Raw genomic sequence first — 20,843 nt, 5'->3', positions numbered from 1 at the left:
ATTTCAAAGACGATCAGGGCTTCTGAGAGTCATCCCACACTTTCACCGAACCGGACATTCAGCGCGAAATGCGGCGCGAACTCCCGCTCGTTTTCGCCCTATTCGATACCTACGATGAGGGTCTGACCGGGCGCGATGACACTCGGGTCGGCGCCGATCGCCTGCTTGTTCTCCGCGTAGAGCTCACGCCACCCGCCTTCGAGGTCAAGGGAGTCGGCGATGGACGCGAGAGTGTCTCCGGGGCGGACGGTGTACGAGTCCGCGCGGGCGGCGTGCCGGCCGCCGGAGGCGCTCGTGTCGGCACTGGCGGTGTCGGTGCCGACCGCGGTCTCGTCGGCGCTGCCGCCGCGGTGCTTGCCCGCGACGAGGGCGCCGGTGTCGACGAGGGCCGAAGAGCCGCCCTCTTGCCAGAAGTTGTCCGAGTCGTCCTGTTTCGGCGCGCCTGTGGAGTCGCCGCCGGAGTCCGGCGAGGCACTGGGGGTCGAGTCGGAATCGGCCGAGGTGTCGGACTTGGCCGGGTTGTCGCCCTCGCCGGTCTTGTCGGCCTTCCCGGAAGAATTCGACCGGGCGTCGGACGGAGAGGTCGACGCGGACGACGAAGGCGCATCCGAAGACGTGTCACCGGGCGAGTCGGCCGACGATCGGGAGGAGTCGGACAAGCCGGTCGAGCCGGACGATTCGTCGGCGCCCGAGGTCACCTCGTCCGCCACGCCCGTGTCGACGTCGGCCGCCCCCGAGTCCTTGCTGAGGCCGTTGAGCAGACCGCAGGTGGACCAGTAGCCCACGCCCTTGGCCGCGAGGATCTTCTCGGCGACGGCTATCTGCTGGGAGCGGCTGGCCTGGTCGGGGCTCGAGGCGAAGTCGAGGCCGCTGTACTGCTCCCAGTCCTCCTGGGCGATGTGCAGTCCGCCGTAGTACCCGTCGCCTTTGTCCTGGCTCCAGGAGCCGCCCGTCTCGCAGTTGGCCACCTGGTCCCACGTGGTGCCGGTCGCCGCGCTGGCGCCGGTGGCACCGAGGAGCGGGATCGCGATGGCGGAGCCGGTCACTCCGGCCGCGACGAGGATGGCCGGAGCCTGGCGGGGGCGACGATGGCGGCCGTTCCCGGAGAGCATGCGGAGACCTTTCGCGAGGCAACAGTGACCAGCGCGGCGGGTGAGGCGCCGCGCTGATCCGTGAACGTATAGGCAGCCGATCACTTGTCACAAGTTAATGCCGCGTAGATCACGTGAAGATCACAGAGTTGAGGGTGGGTCAGCTTTACGCAGGTGAGCGCAGTCATACACGCGGCGTGAACTCGACGGGCAACGTCCGCAGTCCGCGCATGATGAGACCGCCCCGCCACCGCAGATCAGCGGAATCCACGGCGAGTTGCAAGTCCGGGAGGCGGGTGAGCAGCGTGGCGAGCGCGGTCTGCCCCTCCAGTCTGGCCAGGGGGGCACCGAGGCAGTAGTGGATGCCGTGGCCGTATCCGAGGTGTTGGTTGTCACGCCGGGAGAGGTCGAGGGTGTCCGGATCGGCGAACCGCTCCGGATCCCGGTCGGCAGCGGCCAGTACGACGAGGACGGGGTCGCCGGCCGCGATGTCCTGCCCGCCGATGCTCAGCGGCTCGGTGGCGAACCGCCAGGTGGCGAGCTCGACGGGGCCGTCGTATCGGAGGAGTTCCTCCACGCCGGTCTCGAGCAGTGCCGTGTCGTCGGCGGCGAGGGCCTTCTGGAGCCGGCCTCGCTGCTCGGGGTGGGTCAGGAGGGCGTAGGTGCCGTTGCCGATGAGGTTGACGGTGGTCTCGAATCCCGCGAACAGGAGGATGAAGGCCATGGCCGCGGCCTCGTTCTCGGTGAGGTGCTCGCCGTGGTCGGAGGCCCGGATCAGACCGGAGATGAGGTCCTCACCGGGGGTGCTCTGGGCCGTAAGGGCCTCGCGCTTGCGGTGGATGAGCTCGGCGAGATAGCCGCGCATCTTCTTCACCGACCGTGCGACCCCGCCACGCGGTCCGCCCCCGTGCCGGATCATCATGCCCGCCCAGTCGCGGAAGTCGTCCTGGTCCGCGCGGGGGACCCCGAGCAGGTCGCAGATCGCGTAGATGGGGAGCGGGAAGGCGAAGTCGTGGATGAGGTCGGCGCTGCCCTTGTCGGCGAACTGGTCGATGAGGTGGTCGGTCAACTCCTGCACGCGGGGCGCGAATTCGGCGACGCGTCTCGGGGTGAACGCCTTGGATACGAGCCGACGCAGCCGCGTGTGGTCCGGCGGGTCGATGTTGAGCAGATGCGTCATCAACTCGGCCTTGCGCTCCCCGGGGATGCCGGTCTTGCCCTTGGCGTGCGCGGGCTCGTCGTGATGCGCGGGGTTCTTGGACAGGCGCGGGTCGGCGAGGGCCTGCTTGGCGTCGGCGTAACGGGTGACCAGCCAGGCCTCCACGCCGCTGGGGAGTTCGGTCTTGTGGACGGGGGCGTTTTCGCGGAGCCAGGCGTAGGCGGGGTAGGGGTCCGTCGCGAACTCCCAGGAGAAGAGGGCGGGAGTGGGGGCGGGCGGCGTGGGCTGGTTGGTCACTCCGCCGACTCCGACCGCGTCTCCGTCTGTCTGATCGCGTCCCGGTACGCCCGAGCCGCCGCCCGCAACGCCGCCTCCGGATCCACCCCGTCCGCCTCCGCCCGTACCGCCAGCGCGAGCAGCTCGTAGCCGATGCCCTCGCCGGTCGGGAGCGGGACCTCGAGGCCCGCCGTGCGGACGCGTGAGGCCAGCTTCGCCGCCAGGGCGAGACCCGGCTGGCCGAGGGGGACGCCGTCTGTCACCGACTCGCGTTGCTTCTCTATCGCCTTGGTGCGCAGCCAGTGTTCCTTGACCTCGTCGGGGGTCGTGGCGGTCTCGTCGCCGAAGACGTGCGGGTGGCGGTGGATGAGCTTGGTGACGATGCCGGCGGCGACGTCGTCGATGGAGAAGGGGGCGGCCCCGTCCTCCGGGCGGCCTTCCTCGGCGATGCGGGCGTGGAAGACGACCTGGAGCAGGACGTCGCCGAGTTCCTCGCGGAGTTCGTCGCGGTCGCCCTCCTCGATGGCCTCGACGAGTTCGTACGCCTCCTCGATGCCGTACTTGGCCAGGCCCTTGTGGGTCTGCTGGGACGACCACGGGCACTCGGCGCGGATGCGGTCCATGACCTGGACGAGGTCGAGGAGGCGGGCGCCCGGCAGGTCGTACGAGGCGGGAAGGAGCTCCAGCTCGGGCATGTGGACGCGGCCGGAGCCCGCGAGGCGTGCCAGGCCGTCCGTGAGGGCCGGCTCGCCCTCGCCGGTGGCCACCACGACCACCGTCCGCCCTCCGGCGCACGCGTCGACCAGTTCCCCGGCGGTGGGCGACGCCTCGTCGACCGTTATGCCGGCCTCGCGGAGATACGGCAGCTGCGGGTGCGTCCCGTCTGCGCACAGCACGCTGTCGGCGGCGTGCAGTGCTTGCCAGGCGGGCCAGGACAGCAGGCCGGGGGCGACGCGGTGGCTGGTGGTGAGCAGGACGATGCGGCCGGTGGCGGCTTCGGAGCTGGTGGCGGCTTCGGGGCTGGTTGCGTTCACGATTCGAAGCTAACGCACGTCGCCGACGAGGCGATCAGTTATCCACAGGCGAGGGGGGCGCAGTGTGATCGTATGAACAACCCCGCCGTGCGGTTATGCCGCTCCTGCGTCCCCGGTTATGCCGTCTCCTGCGTCCCCGTCGCCGTGACCTCGCGCAGCCACGGTGTCTTCGTGTCGACGCGGCTGCTCTTGTCCACGTCCCAGCTGCCGTAGCGCGGGTTGAGGTCGACGTTCAGTTTCGCGGACGCCTTGGCCAGGGCGTTCCAGAAGGCGGGGTCGCCGGTCTCGGTGCCGAGGTGGGCGGCGAGCTTCTGGGCCTCCAGCTGGAGGCGGAGGTTCTCGTCGAGACGCTCGGGAGCGATGCCGTACTGCTGCAGCCAGGCGGCCTCCAGGGCCTCGGAGCCGCCGGTCTGCTGCTCCAGGCCGCTGCGCATCTGCTGGATCTCCTTGCGGCTGACCGTCACGCCCGCGTCCTGGGCGGCGCGCTGCAGCACTCGCTCCAGGACCATGTTGTGGAGGGTGTCACGGGCGAGCGTGCCGGTCTTGGCGATGGCCTGCTCGTACTGCGCGTCGTCCGGTACCGCCGCCCGCTGCGCCGCACGTACCTCGCTCACCCGGTTCTCCAGCTGGGAGACGGTGATCCGCTGGCCGCCGACGACGGCCGCCGCGCCGGGGTGCGCATCGTTTCCGCAGGCGGTGAGGAGGGGGGCCGCGGCGATCGCGGCGGAGAGGAGGAGCGCGGTGCGACGACGGCGGCGGTGCAAGGAAGCCTCCCGAGGGGTTTGTGCAGACAAGCAGGTGCGGCGCGCAGCGTCTCGTTGAGGGTGGCGGTCGGGCGACGGGCGGGCGCACAAGGTCTTGCGGTGATCGATGGTAGGCAGTGGGCAAGCTCTGGCCAACCCATTCGACCAACGATTCGCCAGTACTTCGGGAACGGGCGTGCGTCCTCCCCGGGGACGCGCTCAGCCCGGAGGCCCGCCGATGCTCAGCCCCGGCCGGTCACCGCTCGCTCCACGGCGGCGGCGACCCCGGCGCGTACGCCGTCGCCGCCGGGGACGGCGGTCACGTTCGTACCGGCCTTCTGGCCGCCGCCGTCGGCGACCAGGACGAAGCCGATCTTGCCGTACTGCGGTGCCGTCTGCTCGGCCGCCTCGACCTCGGGCCGCCCGACGGCGAGGACGACGTCGCAGGAGCGCTGGAGCAGACCGTTGAGGAACGGGCGCGCCGCCGCGGCGCTCTGTTCGCCGGTCACCGGGGCGTAGCTCACGCGCGCGTGCGTCTTCAGCGACGCGTCCTGCATGCCCTGCCAGGCGGCGGCCGCGGTGGTGTCGGCCGTGATGCCCTGCTTGCCGGTGAGCAGGCAGGCGTCGACGTCCGCGTAGACGCGTGCGCGGGCGTCCGGGATGGGGGGCCGCCCGTCGTCGTGCGAGAAGAGGAGTACGCCGGCCACGGCCAGCGCGGCGACGACGGCGAGCGCGCCCACCGCGAAGGCGATGGTGCGCCCACGCAGCGCGCGCAGCCACACGACGGCGGCGCGCCCCACGGCGGACAACCGCCCTGTACGCCCCACCCGATTCCGCTGCGCCGGGCGCGCCTGGGACACCTGTCTGACCTGCTTGACCACTGACTACTCCCTACGCCCCTACGCCCCTACGCCTACTGCCCTACGGTTCACTGCTCTACTGCCGTGCTCCCCGGCTCCCCTGCCTGCCTCCGCGGCCAGGTCCTCCACGCGTGCGTGGAGGCTCCCGCCATCGACAGCAGGATCAGCAGCACGTCGACCGCGAACAGCGGCCCGTGCGTGTCGACCGGGGTGAGCGCGAGCTCGATGAGCCAGGCCACCAGCACCGCGCTGAAGCCGGCGAAGGCCCACCAGTCGGCCCGGGCGCGCCGCCGCAGGGCGAGTACGAGGGACGGTACGGGACACAGCAGCCCCAGGCTGACCAAGGGCAGTACGGCGAACCCCGCCCGTACCACGGGCGTCCGCAGCCCCGCCCCGGCGACGACGACCTTCATCTCACGCCCCTCGCTCGGTCCGGTTCAGCCGACGATGGCGACCGGCGCGTCCCACGCGTCGCGGTCCACGGTGATGGTGTAACCACCGCGGGACTCCTTGCTGTTGACCAGGTACTGGTGGCCTCGGCTGTGGTTGGTGAACTGGGTGGAGCCCCACGGCCAGTCCGCGGTGGTGGTGTTCTGCTTGTCCCAGAGCGCGTACCAGAGGTTGCCCGGCAGGTCCGTCTTGTCGGTGGCCGTCGCGATGGCCTTGGCGCTGGAGCTGGTGAAGCCGTAGTAGCCGGCGCGGTACGTCTTGGCGCGCAGGGTCTTGGTGAAGGAGCGGACGTACGTCAGCACGGCGTCGTTGCACGCCTTGTTCGTGATGTCGTACGGCTCCATGTCGAGGTAGATCGCGCTGCCCGCCTTCATACCGAGCGCCGATGCCTTGGCGACCGCGTCCGCCGCGTCGGTCGCGCCGAGGGAGGCGGCCGTGGAGGCGGCGATCTTCTCGGGGCTGGAGCCGGTCTGGCAGGGCGGCTGGGCGCCGACGTAGAGCGGGATGAGCTTCCAGCCGACCGTGTTGACCGACTTCACCCAGGACGCGGTGAGGTTCGGCTGGGCGCAGCCGCGGTTCTTGCCACCGATGTAGACGGCGGCTGCTCCGTAGAAGCCGGTGTGCCAGGCCTTCATCGCGGACAGCGAGGGCGCGGCGCAGGCGTCGAAGGCACGGCCGGTGTACGTCTTCTGCGCGGGCCAGGTGGTTGTCGCCGCCATGGAGGACTGCGCCGCGATCCCGGCTCCGGCCACGACGGCGGTACCCGCCGTCGCCCAGGCTATGTAACGGCCCTTCTTGGACAGCCGATGACTGGACATCCCCACCCCATGTTCACGCTTCACAAAGCACGTCACGGCATGCGTGACGTGCGGACCAAAAATGATTGAGCCCCTGACACCGGCACCCCTCCGGCACACCTACGCAAGGTGTCCGGCCACCTGACGCCGGGGGAGGATCGCACCGTACCTGATGCGGCCTCCCCGCCTGGAAAACCGGGCACCTTGATCCTCACAAGGTTCCTTCAAGGCACGGTAAAACCGCCTCCGTACGGACGGGTCGGCGCCCGCGGCTCACACGCGCCGGGTGCGCCGCACGATCCGTACGGCGGGCCACGCCGGCAGAGCGGCGACGCCCCAGAGAAAGGCCGCGAGCGCGGCCCATTCGCCGGTGGTGGTCTGCGGATCCGAGACGCCGAAGACGGTGTACGCGAGCGCCACGCAGGAGCAGAGGCCCGCGAGGATCCCGAAGACGACGAGCGCCGCCGTCTGGCCGCCGGTACGCCACGCCGGCGCCGTCTTCCCCGCCCGGCCGGATCCGGTGCCGGAACCCGTACGACGGGCGGGACCGCCTGCGTCGCGCGCCGCATCGCCCGCCGCGGAAGCGATGTCCGCGTTCGGCCGTGGCTGCCTCTGCCGAGGTGGCAGCCGTACCGTGGCGGTCGGGGGCACGGCAGCGTCGAGGGTCGCCATCGTGTGCGCGTCGATCCCGTACAGGACGGGCTCCACCGCTACGGAGAGGCCGTCGTCGCCGATGAGCCTGCGGCCTCCGTCGGGCCAGTTCAGTACGGCGGCACAGGCACGGTAGAGGACCGTGGCCGTCTCCTCCCCCGCCGTCAGGCTGACCCCCTCGTCCCCGATGACCAGGGCCGAACCGTCCTTGTCCACCGAGGGGAACCGGGTCCCGGCGACGGTGTACGACGAACCGGTCGGAGCCGCCGCGTACCCGGCCCAGTCGGCGGTGTGGCCCGCGGGCACTCCGGGGAACTGCGATCGGTCCCCGTCGCCCGGCGGCGGGGACCGTTGCCGTCTGAGCGCGTAGTGCCGTGATGCCGCAGCCGGGCACGCCGCCACTACCTAGAGAACGTCTCCAGGCTCCGGCGATACTGGCGGCTCGTCTCCGGCACTTGCTGGGAGATTTCGATGACGAAATCTCCCAGGGCATCCTTCGTCGGTTTCCCGTCTGCATCAGCCGCTCCGGGCTCGGCCTTCCAGTCGATCAGGTGCACCTGGACCTCGTACCTTCCCGGCTCCAGAGAAACCTGCAGCCGGTCCGCTCCGGTGTACTCCCCCACAGCCTCGAGTCCCCCCAGGCCCACGAGCCCATCAGAAACAAGAAGGTATGGCTGCGACGAGACCAATCGGTACCGTGCCTCGCGCTCCCTGAGGCCGCCGAGCACTGGTACTCCGCGTACGGTGAACTGGTAGGCACCATCGCCCCCGATGTTGATGGGCACGAGAGCGCCTTCCCGGACAGCCTCCAGCAGGCTCTCATCGTCGGCGACCTCGTCCTCCCAGTCGTCGAGGTCAGTGACCGAAGCGAAGCGTGAGAGTCGCCACAGTGCGAACATCCCCGCCGATGTACCCACCGTCCTCGTCACATCGAGTCCCAGCAAAGACACAGCCCACTCCCACGCTCTAGCACCGTTTACTCATGTTGATTTTGCATACCTGCTCACCCGGTTTCAGCCCCAGCTTCTTCAGCTGCCGTGATATCTGCGATCTGATGTGAACTGCTCAATACACGGCGTCAGATTCGAGGATGTTCTCGTAGAGGATCTGTCGATCTCCCGCCTGTTGCACCTGGAGGCCTGCGTATTTCGTCCCGTCGCCCTCAAGGGGAAGGCCGGTCCCCTTATGACAACATTTCCGAGTTGCGCACTTTCTCCTCAGGTACAGGAGGCGTTCCGCGCTGCAGCGACTTCCTTCTACGAGGGTGTGGACTGCGCCATCGACATCTCCGAGGAGTAATTCAGTGACGTCGACATCCATATGATCCCTGGAGAGCTCGTGCATCGTGATCCCGAGACGCAATTTCTCCTGAGGCGATCGAGTTTCAGTGAGATCTCACGGGATGAGCTCTCGCCATGCCGTAAATTCGGGAAGACCACCACCCAGTCGCAAGTGACACGCTTTGCGGCTGCCATGGATCATCTCCAGTGCCAGAAGCCCCGCACAAATCGTGCGGGGCTTTCTTCTCACCTTACTCCAATGTATAAGACTCGAGATCTGGTTCCGCCCACGAAGCATAGGAAAGAACAGGCCTGCGGGTCAGATTACCGGTCGAATCGTCGGCCAACGTCTGCCGAACCCGGAGCCCGTAGCAGATTTTGTACTTGATTCCTTCAACAATGACAGAGCCAAAGTCGCTCTCGGCCGACGCCTGAGGATCCGGAGGGAATTCGATGACATCCCAGCCGGCTTGGCGTGCCAAGTACACCCAGACCTCGAACGCCCTATCACTGTCACTTAGCTCTGCCGTCACCCTCCGATGCGGGCGACGATCTGGACTGGGTCCACACGGTCAGATCTTGACATCAATACACCTTGAACCGTCCCTGCAGGCCCTGCTGCCAGACGCCGGAGCCTCCACCACGACAGCAGGTGAGGGCTCCGGCGTCTGCTGGCGTTGCCGCTGAGTCACGTCTGTCGACCGCTTATCACCCTGCACGAACCGCGCGGGTCAAGTGCTGTAGATACTGCTCCCCCAGCTGGCTGGACTTCTCCATCGCGGCCACCCAAGCGGCGTCGCGATTACCTGATAGCGAAACCTCCAGAGCGGCAAGATCCTCTTCTTGGCGCGCGAAGAACGCGGGCTCCGGAGCAGGGATGCCACTCTTTTCGAGTTGCCAGTCGACGTGACGCGCGAAGCGGGCTACCCACTCCTCAAGAGAGACCGGGGCATCATCAGGCAGATCACCTGTCGCAGATCGGCAGTACAACTCGAGGAGCATGGCAGCGGTATACGGGTAGTAGACGTCACCCACCGGATCCTCGTCCAGCACGTCGAGAACTTCACCCAAAAAGGATTGGAGCTGCTCGACATCGTCGAGACTCAATGCATTCTCGACATCACCAGAGATCCGAGCGATGCGAATAGATTCATTCTTTCCAGGAATCCCTTCGGACAACATGAGCCATACGTCGGACAGAGCAGACTCGAAGATCGGAGCAAAACGCCTCATCGCGACGCGAAGCCTCAGAATTCGCCGAGCACTGGCGAGGTCTTCTGGCATGTCCTCTCACCTCCTGCCGAAACTAAAGGAGCGTTGTCCCCACCTGAACTGGAACTTCGGGATGCCCTTGAGGAAGTAATTAATCCTACCCTTCCAGCTAGCGGGGCCAGTCAATTGCCCCCCTGCATCCCGAATCGAATTTTCACAGTAGGGACACACATTTCTGCTGGCCCCCCCGTCAATTGCCGTCCACCCCTGGTTCGCGATGTGCTGCAGAGCATTGGCTTCAGCATGCTCGGCTGGGTCGTTCAGTGCCGGCACTTCTCCTGCACCAAGAGCGCCAAGCTGCTCGGGCGCTAGTCCATCTCCGCTGGCAGCAACCACGGAGACTACGCCGTCTCCCGTGTCGGCGCGAACCACCGAAACGGTCTGGTTCTTGTATGGCCTGCCTCCATCCCTCGAACCGTCGTGAATCCCGCGCCGGATTTCCTCAGCACGGTCGACGTTGTCGCAGTTGTGGACGAGGACCGGAGTGTTCCCGGCTTCCACGTAGTAGGTGTGAAGGCTGCCGATGGTGAGGTCGTAGGTAGTCGTGTTCGCGTGGTAGAGGCGGACGCTGGTGACCTCGGCGGTGCCAGTAGGGGTCTGCAGGACGTCTCCGGTGTGGAGGTCCTTGGCGTCGACGAACGCCGACTGGGTCTCGTCGTAGAACGGGTGGTGGAACGTCGTCGTCAGGTGCGCGCCCTGCGCGTCCGACGTGTCCCCGGCCGTCGCGCCGGGCGCCGCAGCCTTGGGGTCCTGGGCGGACGACACCGTGCTGACCGCCGCCACTGGTGCCGTCGCCGGCTCCTGGCCGTGGCCGTGGCTTGCCGCCAGCGCGCCCAGAACCGCCGCCGATGCCGCCAGGCCGAAGGCCGCCTTCCTAGCCACCTTCCTGGCCAGGGAGGACTTCGCCCCGCCCTTCACCGTCTGCTCGGCCGCCGACTGTGCCGCCTTCTTGATGGTCACGTCGACGAAGTCGTGGTCCGTGTGCGTCACGATCACCGCGGTGACCTTGTGCGCCGCCGTACCCGCAGCCCCGGGCACCGAGTTGGCGATCACATCGCCCACCCGCACATGGTCGATCGCCTTCGCCGAGCCGTCCGCCATCAGCACCCGGGTCGAACCCGTGAAGCTGTGGACCGGGCAACTCTTGCCCGACCCCGACTGACTCCGCGTCCCCGCCCCCTCCGACTGCGCCGCCGAAGCCGCCTCGTCCGTGGCATCCGTCGCCGCGGCGTCGCCCGCCTCGGCCGCACCCTTGCCGAACAGGCCGCCCACGGCCTCCATCGCCTTGGGCGCCACCTTCGCCAGCAGCTTGCCGCCCAGGCTGCCCAGCGCACCGCCCAGCGCACCCGCGGCCGCGCCCTCCACGGCCGAGCCCGCGAAGGCGCCCGCGCTGCAGTCACCGCCGCCGTTCTGCGCGCACTTGAAGCCCTGCTCGACCAGCGACCCGGCCGCACCCGCCAGCGCGGCACAGCCGATCGTGCCCACACCCCAGGTCGCCGCCTCACAGCCCGCGAACACCGCCGTGGAGACCACGAACGACGTGATCGCCGCCGCATGGTGCTTCACGAACTTCGCCGTCGACTTCGCCGCAGACACCGTCGCGTGATACGCCGTCCGCGTCGCATGAGCGACCGCCTTCGCCGCCTTCTTCACCGCGTGCGCCACCTTGTGCGCCGCGTGCTTGACCGCGTGCACCACCCGGTGCACCACATGCGACACCTTGTGATACGCGGTATGCACCGCATGGACCGCAGCGTGATACGCGCGTCTGACATGCCGGGACGCGTAGTGGTACACCCGCCGCGTCACCCGCACCGTCGCCCGGTACACGTCCCGCACCCGGTGGACCACCTTGTGCGCCGCGTGCTTGACCGCGTGCACGACCTTGCGGGCCACGTGCTTGGCCGCGTGGTACACCTTGTGCGCCACATGCGAGACGGCCTTCTTGACGTGATGCACGGCCTTCTTCGCACCACACACCACGTCGTACCAGGAACAGTTGCCCGACTCGTCCGTACCCGCCATCGGATTGTCGTCGACGTACGCGAACGGGTTCGCCGCCACCGAGTTCGGCACCGCGTCCAGCGACAGACTGTCCTTGTTCAGGAACTCGCCCGTCCCGGGGTTGTACCAGCGCGAGGCCGTGCCCACGTCGCCCGTGCCCGGTTCCGTCCAGCCCGACTGGAAGCCCAGGTGACCGGTGACCGTGTCGGTCGGGGAGACCACCTTGCCCAGCGGGTCGTACGAGGCCGAACCCGCCAGAGACGTGGCGCCCGACGTGAAGGTGCCGACCACATCGCTGTGCTGGTCCGTCAGGGCCAGCGCACCCGTGCCGCCCGCCGGCTTGACGCCGATCACGCCGCCCGCCGGATCGTACGTGTATGTGTTGTCGCCGTCCGAGGCGATCGTGTTGTCCGCGCCGGAGTAGGCGAAGGTCCGCGTCGACTGGTCCGTGGTGTCGGTGTCGGTGATGTTCCGGCCCAGCGCGTCCAGCGTGTACGACTGCGTTCCGGCCGTGATCTGGCCGCCGAACGCGTCCGTCTTGTACGCCACCGACCCCGAAGCCTGCGACTCCTGCGTCATCGTGCCGCGCGCCGAGTAGCCGTAGGTGTTCGTGCCGTCCGACGTCAGCTCGTCACGGGCGTCGTACGTGTAGACGTCCGCGCCGTTGCGTATGCGGTTGCCCGACGCGTCGTACGCGTACTGCGTCGTGTTCGTACCGTTGTTCCACGAGGTCAGACGGTCCGACCAGTCGTAGGTGTAGGTGTTGGTGGATGCGCCCGACACGCCCGTCGTCGTCTTCGACGTCAGGTTGCCGACCGGGTCGTAGCCGTAGGCGAAGCTCGCCACCGTCGACGCGCCCTGCACCAGCACATCGCTCGTCAGCTCGTGCGAGCTGTTGTAGCCGAAGGTGCGGGTCTGGCCCGTCGAGCCGTACTTGACCGTCTTCGGGTTGTTCAACTGGTCGTAGGTGTACGTCAGTTGGCTGCCGGTCGCCGCGTCGTTCAGCGAGGACAGGCGGCCCGCCGTGTCGTAGCCGTACGACGTGGTGCCCGCCGCGTCCGTCCGCGTCAGCATCGACGCGTCGTCGTTGTACGTGAAGCTGGAGGAGCCGGCCGAGCCCGACGCCGTGAGGACGTCGCTCCGGTCGTCGTACGTGAACGCGTCGTGTGTCGCGGCCTGGTGGTCCGCCGCCCCCGCGATGCCCGCCTCGTCCGTGTCCGCCGACAGCACCCGGCCGTCCGCGTCGTAGTTGAAGCTGCGCTTCGCCGTCGCCGCGTCCGCGCCGGAGCCGGACATCGTCTTCAACTGCCCGTTCGCGTCGTACGTCATCGACGTGGTGACGCCGCCCGGCAGCGTGGCCGTGGTGAGCTGACCGTCCGCGTCGTAGGCGAACGTCGTGGTCGAGTCGGCGGCCGAGGTGTACTGGGCGGTCGCCGGTGCGATCACCTTCTCCTGCTGGCCCCACGGCGTGTACGTGTAGCGCCAGGAGTTGCCCCGGCCGTCGGTGAAGCGGGTGCGGTTGCCCGCCGCGTCGTAGCCGAAGGTCGTGGTGATCGAGGTGGCCGCGTCGACCGGTTCCACCTGCTGGGTGATGGTGCCCGCGGCGTCGTACGTCCAGCGTGTGGTGTGGCCGTTCGCGTCGGTCGCCGCCGTCAGGTTGCCCACGCCGTCGTACTGCTGAGACGTCTGGGCGAGCAGGTTGTTGTTCGCGTCGTACTGCTTGTCGTAGGCCGGGTCGCCCGCGGCGTTGTAGTCGGTCTCCGTCCAGGTGCCGTCCGCCAGGATCGTCTTCTGCTGGTTGCCCTGGAAGTCGTAGGTGTAGCGGGTGGTGTTGCCCGCGCCGTCCGTCACCGAGGTGACGTCACCGGCCCGGTTGTAGCCGTACGACGTCGTCACACCGCCCGGCGAGGTGGTCGACGCGGTGTGCGCGCCGTACGGGTTGCCGGTGGTGACCGCGTACGAGTTCGTGGACGTCAGCGTCCGCGTCGACGGGTAGCGCTCCATCGTCGTCGAGGTGAGCTGCCTGCCCAGGAAGTCGTACGTGGCCTGCGCCTGCGCGCCCGTGCCGTCCGTCGCCGACAACTGGTCGCCCGCCGTGTCGTACGTGGCGTGCGTCTTCGTGCCGTCCGGTGCCGTGGTCTGGGCGAGGTCGCCCATCTGGTCGTAGAGGTACGAGGTGGTCCGCCCGCCCGGGCTGGTCTCGGAGGTCTGGTTGCCCTCGCTGTCGTACGTCCACACGGTGGTGCCCGCGTCGGGCGAGGAGGCGCCCGCCGGGGTGTACGACGGCAGCGCCTCGGAGACCTTGTTGCCGTCGGCGTCGTACGCCGTTGTCGTCACCAGGCCGTTCGGATCCTGCTCCTCGACTCCCTCACCGAAGGTGTTGAAGCCGCTGGTGGTGACGGGGTGGACGGTCGCCGCGGTGGTGCCGTCGGGCTCGGCCTGGACGGCCGGCGCGGTGGTGACCGCGAGGTTGCCCGCCTCGTCGTAGGCGTACGTCGTGGTGTTCTGCTCGGCGTCCGTCGTGGACGTCGGCAGGCCGCGCTTGTCGTACGCGTACTTGGTGGTCTGCTCGGTGGAGGAGCCGACCGTGCCACCGGTGCGGCCCTTGCCGTACAGCGAGGTGACGTCCGCGGCGGACAGGGCCCGCTGGTACACCTGCACATCGGCGAGCGAGCCGTCGGTGAAGTCGCTCGGGTTGCCTCCGTACTTGGACCGGCCCATGGTCAGCGAACCGGATGACGACCACGGCACGGAGTCGGTGTTGCTTCCGGCGAGGGAGCCGTTGACGTAGAGCTTCATGGCACCGGTGGCGGCGTCGTACGCGCCGACCACATGCGTCCAGGTTCCGCTGGTCGCGGCGGCGCTCGAATAGGCGCCGGTAAAGGAGGGCGAGGTGGTGTCGCCGCTGGTCAGGTCGAACGACCACAGCGGCGCGCCGGAGTGGGAGTAGTTGTACTGCAGGTAGAAGGGGCTGTTGGTCGCGCCGTCCTGACCGAGCAGGGTCATGTTGCGGGTCGGCGTCGAGTTCAGGTTCACCCAGGCGGAAACCGTGTAGGAGGCGGTGGTGTCCAGCACCGGACCGTTGGTGGCCACGTTGCTGCTGGTGCCGTTGAGCGTGGCGGCGTCGCCGTTCCAGGTGACGTCGGTGGCCCGGGCCGTGTTGCCGGTGCCGGAGGCGTCGGTGACGTTGGTGCCGGAGGTCTGGTTGAGCTTCCACCAGCCGGCCGGGTGACCGGAGGCGTCCCCGTACAGCGTCTCGCTGAGCAGGTTGCCCATGTCGTCGTACGTGCTGGTGGTGGTGCGGTCGTAGCCCGAGGAGTCGTGGTCGTTCTCGGTGGCCACCTGGTCGTCCGGGGTGTACGACACCGTGGTGACGCGGTCCACGCCGGTCGGGTCCAGCTCGGTGGAGGTGGTGCGGGACGCCGCGTCGACCGCGTACTTGGTGACGGTCTCGCCGTTGTCGGTGGTGGACTGGGTGAGGTTGCCGGCCGCGTCGTAGAGGTCCGACTCCAGCACGTAGCTGCTGGTGCCGTCCGCGCTGGTCCGCTTCACCGTCGCGGTCAGACCGTCGTCGGTGTACGTGTACGCCGTCGTGTTGCCCATCGCGTCGGTGACGGACGCGAGCCGCCCGGCCGGGTCGTAGGCGCGGGAGGACTCCGTCAGCAGGGTCGCCGTCTGCGGGTTGACCGGGTCTCCGGTGTACATGAGGCCCTGCGTGAGCAGGTTGCCGTTGTCGTCGTACGTGTAGCGGGTGTCGACGCCCGCCGAGGTCACCTCCTTGGTCTTGTTGCCGGAGGTGTCGTACGAGTACGTCGTGGTGTTGCCGTTGGACGCGCTCGCGGCGGCGTTGGCGTCCGACTCGGTCAGCAGGTGGTCGTAGGCGTCGTAGGTCTGGGTCTCGGTGCGTGAGGTGTCGCCGCCGCTCGCGTCGGAGACGGTCTGCGAGGTGACGTTGCCGTCCTCGTCGTAGACGGTCGTGGAGACGGCGGCGTGCGTGGCGCCGGTGACGCGGTCGGTGAGCTGCGGGTCGTCCTCCTCCACGACCTGGCCGGCGGCGTCGTACCGGTACGTCGTCACCAGGCCGTTCGGGTAGGTGTCGGAGACCACCTTCTGGGTGCGGACCTGGCCGATGCCGTCGTAGGTGTAGGTGGTCACCAGACCGATGGCGTCGGTGGTCGAGGCCACGTCGCCGTTCTTGAGGTACGACACCTGGTTGACCGCGCCGCCCGGCGAGACCGTCTTCACCGGCAGGCCCTTGGGCACCACGCCGCCGTCGGCGGAGGGATAGGTGCTGGTGCCGTCGCTGTCGACGGTGGTCGTGGTGCGGCCACCGGGGGAACCGGGCACGGCCGGGCCGGTGATCGCGGTCTGGTTGCCCGCCGAGTCGTACGTGTACGACGTCAGGTAGGTGGTGTCGGTCGCGGACGTCGAACGGCCGTCGCGCTCGGTCAGCAGCTGGTCGTTGCGCGGGTCGGCGGTGGTCAGCTGGGCCGTGGTGTCGTCCGGGTAGTACGTGTAGTACTCGGTGTTGCACTTGTTGGCGGGCTGGTCCTGGCAGGACGTCGAGGAGACCACGTTGCCGCGCACGTCGTGGCCGGTGGTGGTGACAGCGCCGTTGGGGTCGGTGACGGTGTGCTCGAAGCCGGCCGTGTCGTAGCCGAAGCTCGTCTTGTTGCCGAGGCCGTCGGTCTCGGTCAGGGCCCGGTTGCTGTTCGTGACGTCGTACGTGTACGTGAGCGTCGAGTTGGTCGGCGAGGTCACCTTGACCGTCTCGACCGGGAGGAGCCCGGTGGAGTTCTTCGCGGCGTCGACGTGGGCGGCGACATCCTGCGCGGTGAGCGCCGAGTGGTAGAGGGCGACCTCGGCGAGGGAGCCCGTGAAGTGGCTGACGTCGGCGGGCGAGTTGACCCAGCCCTTGGAGAAGCCGGCACCCAGGTAGAGGTGGGTGTTGGACTGGTCGTTGGGGGCGCCGGAGTAGGTGGCCTGCTGGACACCGTCGAGGTAGAGGGTCTGGGTGGATCCGGAGACGGTGAGTGCCGCGTGGTGCCAGGCGTTGTCGGTGACCGTGCCGGTGGAGCCGAACGTGGCGGCGGCGGAACCGCTGCCCGCGTAGAAGTGGCCGTGCAGCTTGTTGTCGGTGCCGACGTACAGCAACGGGGACCAGGTGCCGGACGCCGCGGTCGCGCCGGAGATCGCCACCGACTGGTCGCCCACGATGACGCCCTGGGCGGCGGTCTTGAACCAGAGTTCCACGCTTCGGTCGTTGGTGCCGTGCAGCACGGAGGTGGGCACCTCCGCGTACGAGGTGCTGCCGTTGAAGGTCGCGGCCTTCTGGTCGCTGAACGGGCCGGTCGCGCCGAGGGTCACCGCGCTGTAGGTGCCGTTGCCGCCGCGGACCTCGTCGAGAGCGGTGCCCGCGCCGGCCGCCTCGCCCAGGCGGAAGTACCCGGCGGGCGCCGCGCCGAGGACCGCGCCCCGGTAGGTCTGGCTGGAGCCGGTGACGGTGGGCGCGACGAGCTTCCAGACGCCGCCGTTCTCGTCGGTGAGCTGGGTGAGGGTGGTGGAGGCCGGGTCGTACGTCATGGCCGCGAAGGTCTTGCCGGACGGCCGGGTGACGGAGGTGAGCAGGCTGGAGGCGTGGGTGCCCGACTGGTACAGGGCGTTGACGTCGGCGGCGACCAGCGGGCGGCCGTACCAGGCGGCCTGCGCGATGGAGCCGTTGAAGTAGGTGGCGTAGCCGTCGTCGCTGGTGGTGCTGCTGTGCGGCTCGTCGGGCCAGTCGCCGCCGAGGAAGCCGGTGCCCAGGTAGTTGAACACCTGGTTCTTGCCGAAGGCGTCCGCGCTCTTGATGGAGACCGTGCCGGTGCGCGAGCCGACCTTGGTGTTGTCGAGGAACAAGGTCTGCGAGTTGCCGGCGGCGGACAGCACCACGTGGTGCCACCTGCCGTCGGCGACGGACGCGGCGCTCACGATGGGGTTGACGCCGCCGCTGTACCAGAACTCGGCGTTGAGCTTGCCGTCGGTGCCGACGTAGACGGACGGCGTGTAGAAGCCGGCGGCCTGCCCGGAGCCGATGGGCTGGGAGGCGTACGAGTACAGCACGCCCGGCCCGGCCGAGGTCTTGAACCACAGCGACAGGGCGCCGGAGTCGGTGTCGTTGCCCGTGTTCTTCGGCAGGGCGACGTCGGAGGTGGTGCCGTTGAAGGAGGCGGCGGTGGCCGAGGAGCCGGCGAGCGGACCGGCCGCGCCGAGCGTCACGTTCTCGTAGGTGGCGTTCTTCGTGCCCTCGTTGGCGAGGACGGCGTCCTTCGCGGTGGTGCCCGAGGACTCCGTCAGCGGCCACATCTCGTCCGCGTCGAGGTCGAGGGAGGCGTTGCGGTACTGGGAACCGGTCTGGTAGCCGTACGTCGTGCACTTGGTGGCCGACGTGGGTGCGCACACCTTGGTCAGCTGGTCGCCGGTGTAGCCGTAGGTCCAGGTCAGCGCGGTGGTGGAGTCGCCGGCGGTGACCGGGTCGGTGGTGACGGTGGCGACGTGCGCGGCCGAGGCGCCGCTGGGTGTGGACCAGGCGAGGTTGAGGGAGCGGCCGGAGACGGCGGACGCCATCTTGGTGACGTGAGAGCTGGTCCAGGTCAGGGTGATGGCACGGCCGTTGGCGTCGGTCACGGAGGTCAGTCCGTAACCACCCGAGCCCAGGGACTGGGTGAAGGTGTAGACGGTGTCGTCCTTGTCGGTCAGCTTGTAGCCGCCGGTGACCGAGGTGAACGTGGCCCAGCGGCCGGCGCCCGGGGTGAAGGTGCCGTCGCTGTTCTTGCCGTAGCCGACCTGGGAGCCGTCGGGGTAGGTGACGTTGACGGCGGTGACCGCGGCGGACGCGTTGTACTGCTCGGTGGCGCGGGCGTCGAAGATGCTCGACCAGCCGGCGCCGAACGCGCCCGTCCAGCGCGGGTCGCGGGAGTTGTAGTCGCGCTCGACGTCGAGGGAGGGGCCGACGGTGGAGATCGACGCGTCGGTGTCGGAGGTCGTGTAGTTGCCGATGGACGCGTCGAAACCGTGGTCGCTGCTGTTCTGCGACAGCCCCGAGGTGATCACCGGCTGCGGCACCTGCACCGACAGCGCGTAGGGATCAGCGGGTGAGTACAGGGCGGTCGCGGAGTCGTACGCCTGGACCTGCCAGGTGTAGTTCTTGCCCCAGGCGAGCTTTCCGGCCGGGACGGTCCAGTCGCCGGTGGCGACCAGGCCCGAGTCGACGACCAGCGCGTTGTTCGCGTCGTAGACCTTGAACCGGTACTGGTTGTTGCTGCCGCTGGTGGAGTTGGCGCCGCCGGCCCAGGCGGTGAACTCCGGGGTGGTGGTGCCCACGACGGCGTTGTCGGCGGGGAACTGCTCGTACAGCTGCGGCGCGGTGTTGCCGGTGTACGTCACCAGGATGTGCGGACCGAGGGCGGGGTCGTTGAAGGCCCCGAACTGCTTCCAGTGCAGGTTGTCGGTGGTCGACGCGTAGAGGGCGAGGCCGTGGTCGGCGGTGGTGCCGCTGAACCAGCCCTGGATGGCGGAGGTCGACAGCGGGACCTTCACCCAGTCGCCGACGGACCGGTCGGCGGCCGTGTTGGCGCAGGCGTTGGGCACGGACGGCGTGAGATTGCCGATGGAGGCGCCGTGCGTGGGGCCCGGGTAGCTGGTGACGCCCTCCGGGGTCCAGGCCTGGGTGATCAGGGCGACGTCGAACCGCTCGGCGGTGCAGGTGGAGGCCCAGGTGTCGAAGAGGTCCAGGTGCGACTCGGTGACCGTGGCGTTGCTGGCGTCCCAGGCCGTGTCCCAGTGGTTGACGAAGCTGATCGCCGCGTGGGTGCCGGAGTCGTAGGAGCCGACCTTGATGGTCTGCTCGTAGGAGTGGTCGACGTTGTTGCCGGACCCGGACTCGGCGTAGGTGGTGGTCCAGCCGTCGTCGACGGTCGGGTCGACGGTGACCGGGAAGACGCGGCGCGGATCGTGCAGCCAGGCGTCGTCCAGGGTCAGCTCGAGGGCGTAACCATCGTCGGTGTGGACCAGTTCGGTGGTGACGTCGTGGGTGGTGGCCGGGTCTCCGGAGCGGGGGTTCACCTTCGAGTCGAAGGCGTAGCTCGCGGGGATGCGCTCGACGGTCCGGCCGTCGGCGTCACGCAGGGCGATGGAGCCGTTGTCGGTGACGACGGGGGTGAGGCCCTTGAGGTCGAGCGGGAAGGTCCAGCTGTTCGCGGCGTCCGCGGAGTGCAGGACGACCGACTCCTTGATCCCGGTGCCGGTGGGGGCGAGCCGCAGGTCCGTGTCGCTCAGGACGTGTCGGTACGTGACGTCGGAACCGTCGGCCGTGCCCTTGACGGGCGCGGCGTCCTTCAGCCCGTAGGCGATGGAGTGATCGTCGTCGACGGTGAGGGAGGCGAGGTCGTCGTCGGTGGCCTTGGACCCGAAGTCGACGGCGAGAGAGTTGCCCTTCTCGTGCCAGCGACCGTCGGGCCCCGCCCGCACGTCCACATCGATGGGCGCCCATCTCCCCTTGCTTACTTGGTAGTTGACGGGCTTGGTGTACATCTCGCGGGTGACGCTGCCGTCGGCGTTGGTGTAGACGGTCTCGGTGCGCGAGGACTTGGTGGCACTGCGCTTGCTGGTCCTCGGGTTGAAGTGGCCGCCACTCTGGCTTTTGCCCTGCCGCACCGCCGACTTGTGCGGGTGGTACGCGGCGAGCTCGCCCTTGCCCCGGCCCGGCTTGCGGCCGGCGCCCCGGTGCGCGGCGGTGGCCTGCGCGGAGACGTGGTGACGCTTTCCGGCGGCGGTGCCGGATTCCTGGGCCGGCAGCTTCCCCCAGTGCGGGTCCTTCAGCCAGGCGGTCACCGAGGCGAGGCTCGGCAACGAGAGGTCGACCGCGTGCAGCTCGGCGCCTTCGGCCATGGCCTGCTGGGTCGTGAGCATCAGGGCGAGCGCCGTCAGCACCAGCACGGCGATGCGCCGCTGTGCGCGGTGTGTACGGCGGGCGGAGCGGACACGGCGGTAGGGCCGAACGCGCACGGCTACGACTCCAACGGTCGGGAGGGCACAACAGGGCAGGCCCGACCGTCAGCGGACGTCGCAACGGAGGTCGCATCGCAAGTCGCAACGGCGGTTGCTGAACTTGCTGAACTTGCCGAACTCGTTCAACTCGCTGACAGAGAAGCCACAGAAACGCGCAGAGCTTGCCTGTTGTGAAAGA

At 68.8% G+C, this 20,843-nt stretch carries 12 protein-coding genes; all 12 read right to left on the bottom strand.

Annotated elements, in window-relative coordinates; genetic code table 11:
* Nucleotides 1–98 precede the first annotated feature (98 nt).
* Nucleotides 99–1,112 (bottom strand): transglycosylase family protein, encoded by a 1,014-nt coding sequence (locus tag ACFYO2_RS26340; RefSeq protein WP_388353754.1) that lies wholly within the window; start codon nucleotides 1,110–1,112, stop codon nucleotides 99–101.
* Nucleotides 1,113–1,275: 163 nt separating this feature from the next.
* On the bottom strand, nucleotides 1,276–2,547 hold the full coding sequence (locus ACFYO2_RS26335) for a cytochrome P450 (RefSeq protein WP_388353751.1): 1,272 nt from the start codon (nucleotides 2,545–2,547) through the stop codon (nucleotides 1,276–1,278).
* Nucleotides 2,544–3,560: a nucleoside triphosphate pyrophosphohydrolase gene (locus ACFYO2_RS26330; RefSeq protein ID WP_388353748.1), complete on the bottom strand. Its 1,017-nt coding sequence runs from the start codon at nucleotides 3,558–3,560 to the stop codon at nucleotides 2,544–2,546. The genes ACFYO2_RS26335 and ACFYO2_RS26330 overlap by 4 nt, the downstream gene beginning before the upstream one ends.
* A gap of 116 nt (nucleotides 3,561–3,676) precedes the next feature.
* Complete coding sequence (locus ACFYO2_RS26325) at nucleotides 3,677–4,324, bottom strand: SurA N-terminal domain-containing protein (RefSeq protein WP_388353745.1); 648 nt, start codon at nucleotides 4,322–4,324, stop codon at nucleotides 3,677–3,679.
* A 221-nt stretch (nucleotides 4,325–4,545) separates the two neighbouring features.
* On the bottom strand, nucleotides 4,546–5,184 hold the full coding sequence (locus tag ACFYO2_RS26320; protein WP_388353742.1) for a hypothetical protein: 639 nt from the start codon (nucleotides 5,182–5,184) through the stop codon (nucleotides 4,546–4,548).
* Between the two features lie 47 nt (nucleotides 5,185–5,231).
* Entirely contained in the window at nucleotides 5,232–5,576 is a 345-nt protein-coding gene (locus ACFYO2_RS26315) for a hypothetical protein (RefSeq protein WP_388353739.1), read from the bottom strand.
* A 24-nt stretch (nucleotides 5,577–5,600) separates the two neighbouring features.
* Nucleotides 5,601–6,431: a glycoside hydrolase domain-containing protein gene (locus ACFYO2_RS26310; RefSeq protein ID WP_388353736.1), complete on the bottom strand. Its 831-nt coding sequence runs from the start codon at nucleotides 6,429–6,431 to the stop codon at nucleotides 5,601–5,603.
* 252 nt (nucleotides 6,432–6,683) lie between these two features.
* Nucleotides 6,684–7,367: a hypothetical protein gene (locus ACFYO2_RS26305; protein ID WP_388353734.1), complete on the bottom strand. Its 684-nt coding sequence runs from the start codon at nucleotides 7,365–7,367 to the stop codon at nucleotides 6,684–6,686.
* Between the two features lie 95 nt (nucleotides 7,368–7,462).
* Nucleotides 7,463–8,011: a hypothetical protein gene (locus tag ACFYO2_RS26300; RefSeq protein WP_388353731.1), complete on the bottom strand. Its 549-nt coding sequence runs from the start codon at nucleotides 8,009–8,011 to the stop codon at nucleotides 7,463–7,465.
* A gap of 115 nt (nucleotides 8,012–8,126) precedes the next feature.
* Complete coding sequence (locus ACFYO2_RS26295) at nucleotides 8,127–8,405, bottom strand: hypothetical protein (protein WP_388353729.1); 279 nt, start codon at nucleotides 8,403–8,405, stop codon at nucleotides 8,127–8,129.
* Between the two features lie 644 nt (nucleotides 8,406–9,049).
* Nucleotides 9,050–9,625 (bottom strand): hypothetical protein, encoded by a 576-nt coding sequence (locus tag ACFYO2_RS26290; protein ID WP_388353726.1) that lies wholly within the window; start codon nucleotides 9,623–9,625, stop codon nucleotides 9,050–9,052.
* Between the two features lie 6 nt (nucleotides 9,626–9,631).
* Complete coding sequence (locus tag ACFYO2_RS26285) at nucleotides 9,632–20,662, bottom strand: LamG-like jellyroll fold domain-containing protein (protein WP_388353724.1); 11,031 nt, start codon at nucleotides 20,660–20,662, stop codon at nucleotides 9,632–9,634.
* Between the last annotated feature and the right edge of the window lie 181 nt (nucleotides 20,663–20,843).

Origin of the sequence: Streptomyces sp. NPDC006602, assembly GCF_042870385.1 — a bacterium.
GTDB lineage: Bacteria > Actinomycetota > Actinomycetes > Streptomycetales > Streptomycetaceae > Streptomyces.
This window is presented reverse-complemented; position numbering and strand designations above follow the sequence as displayed.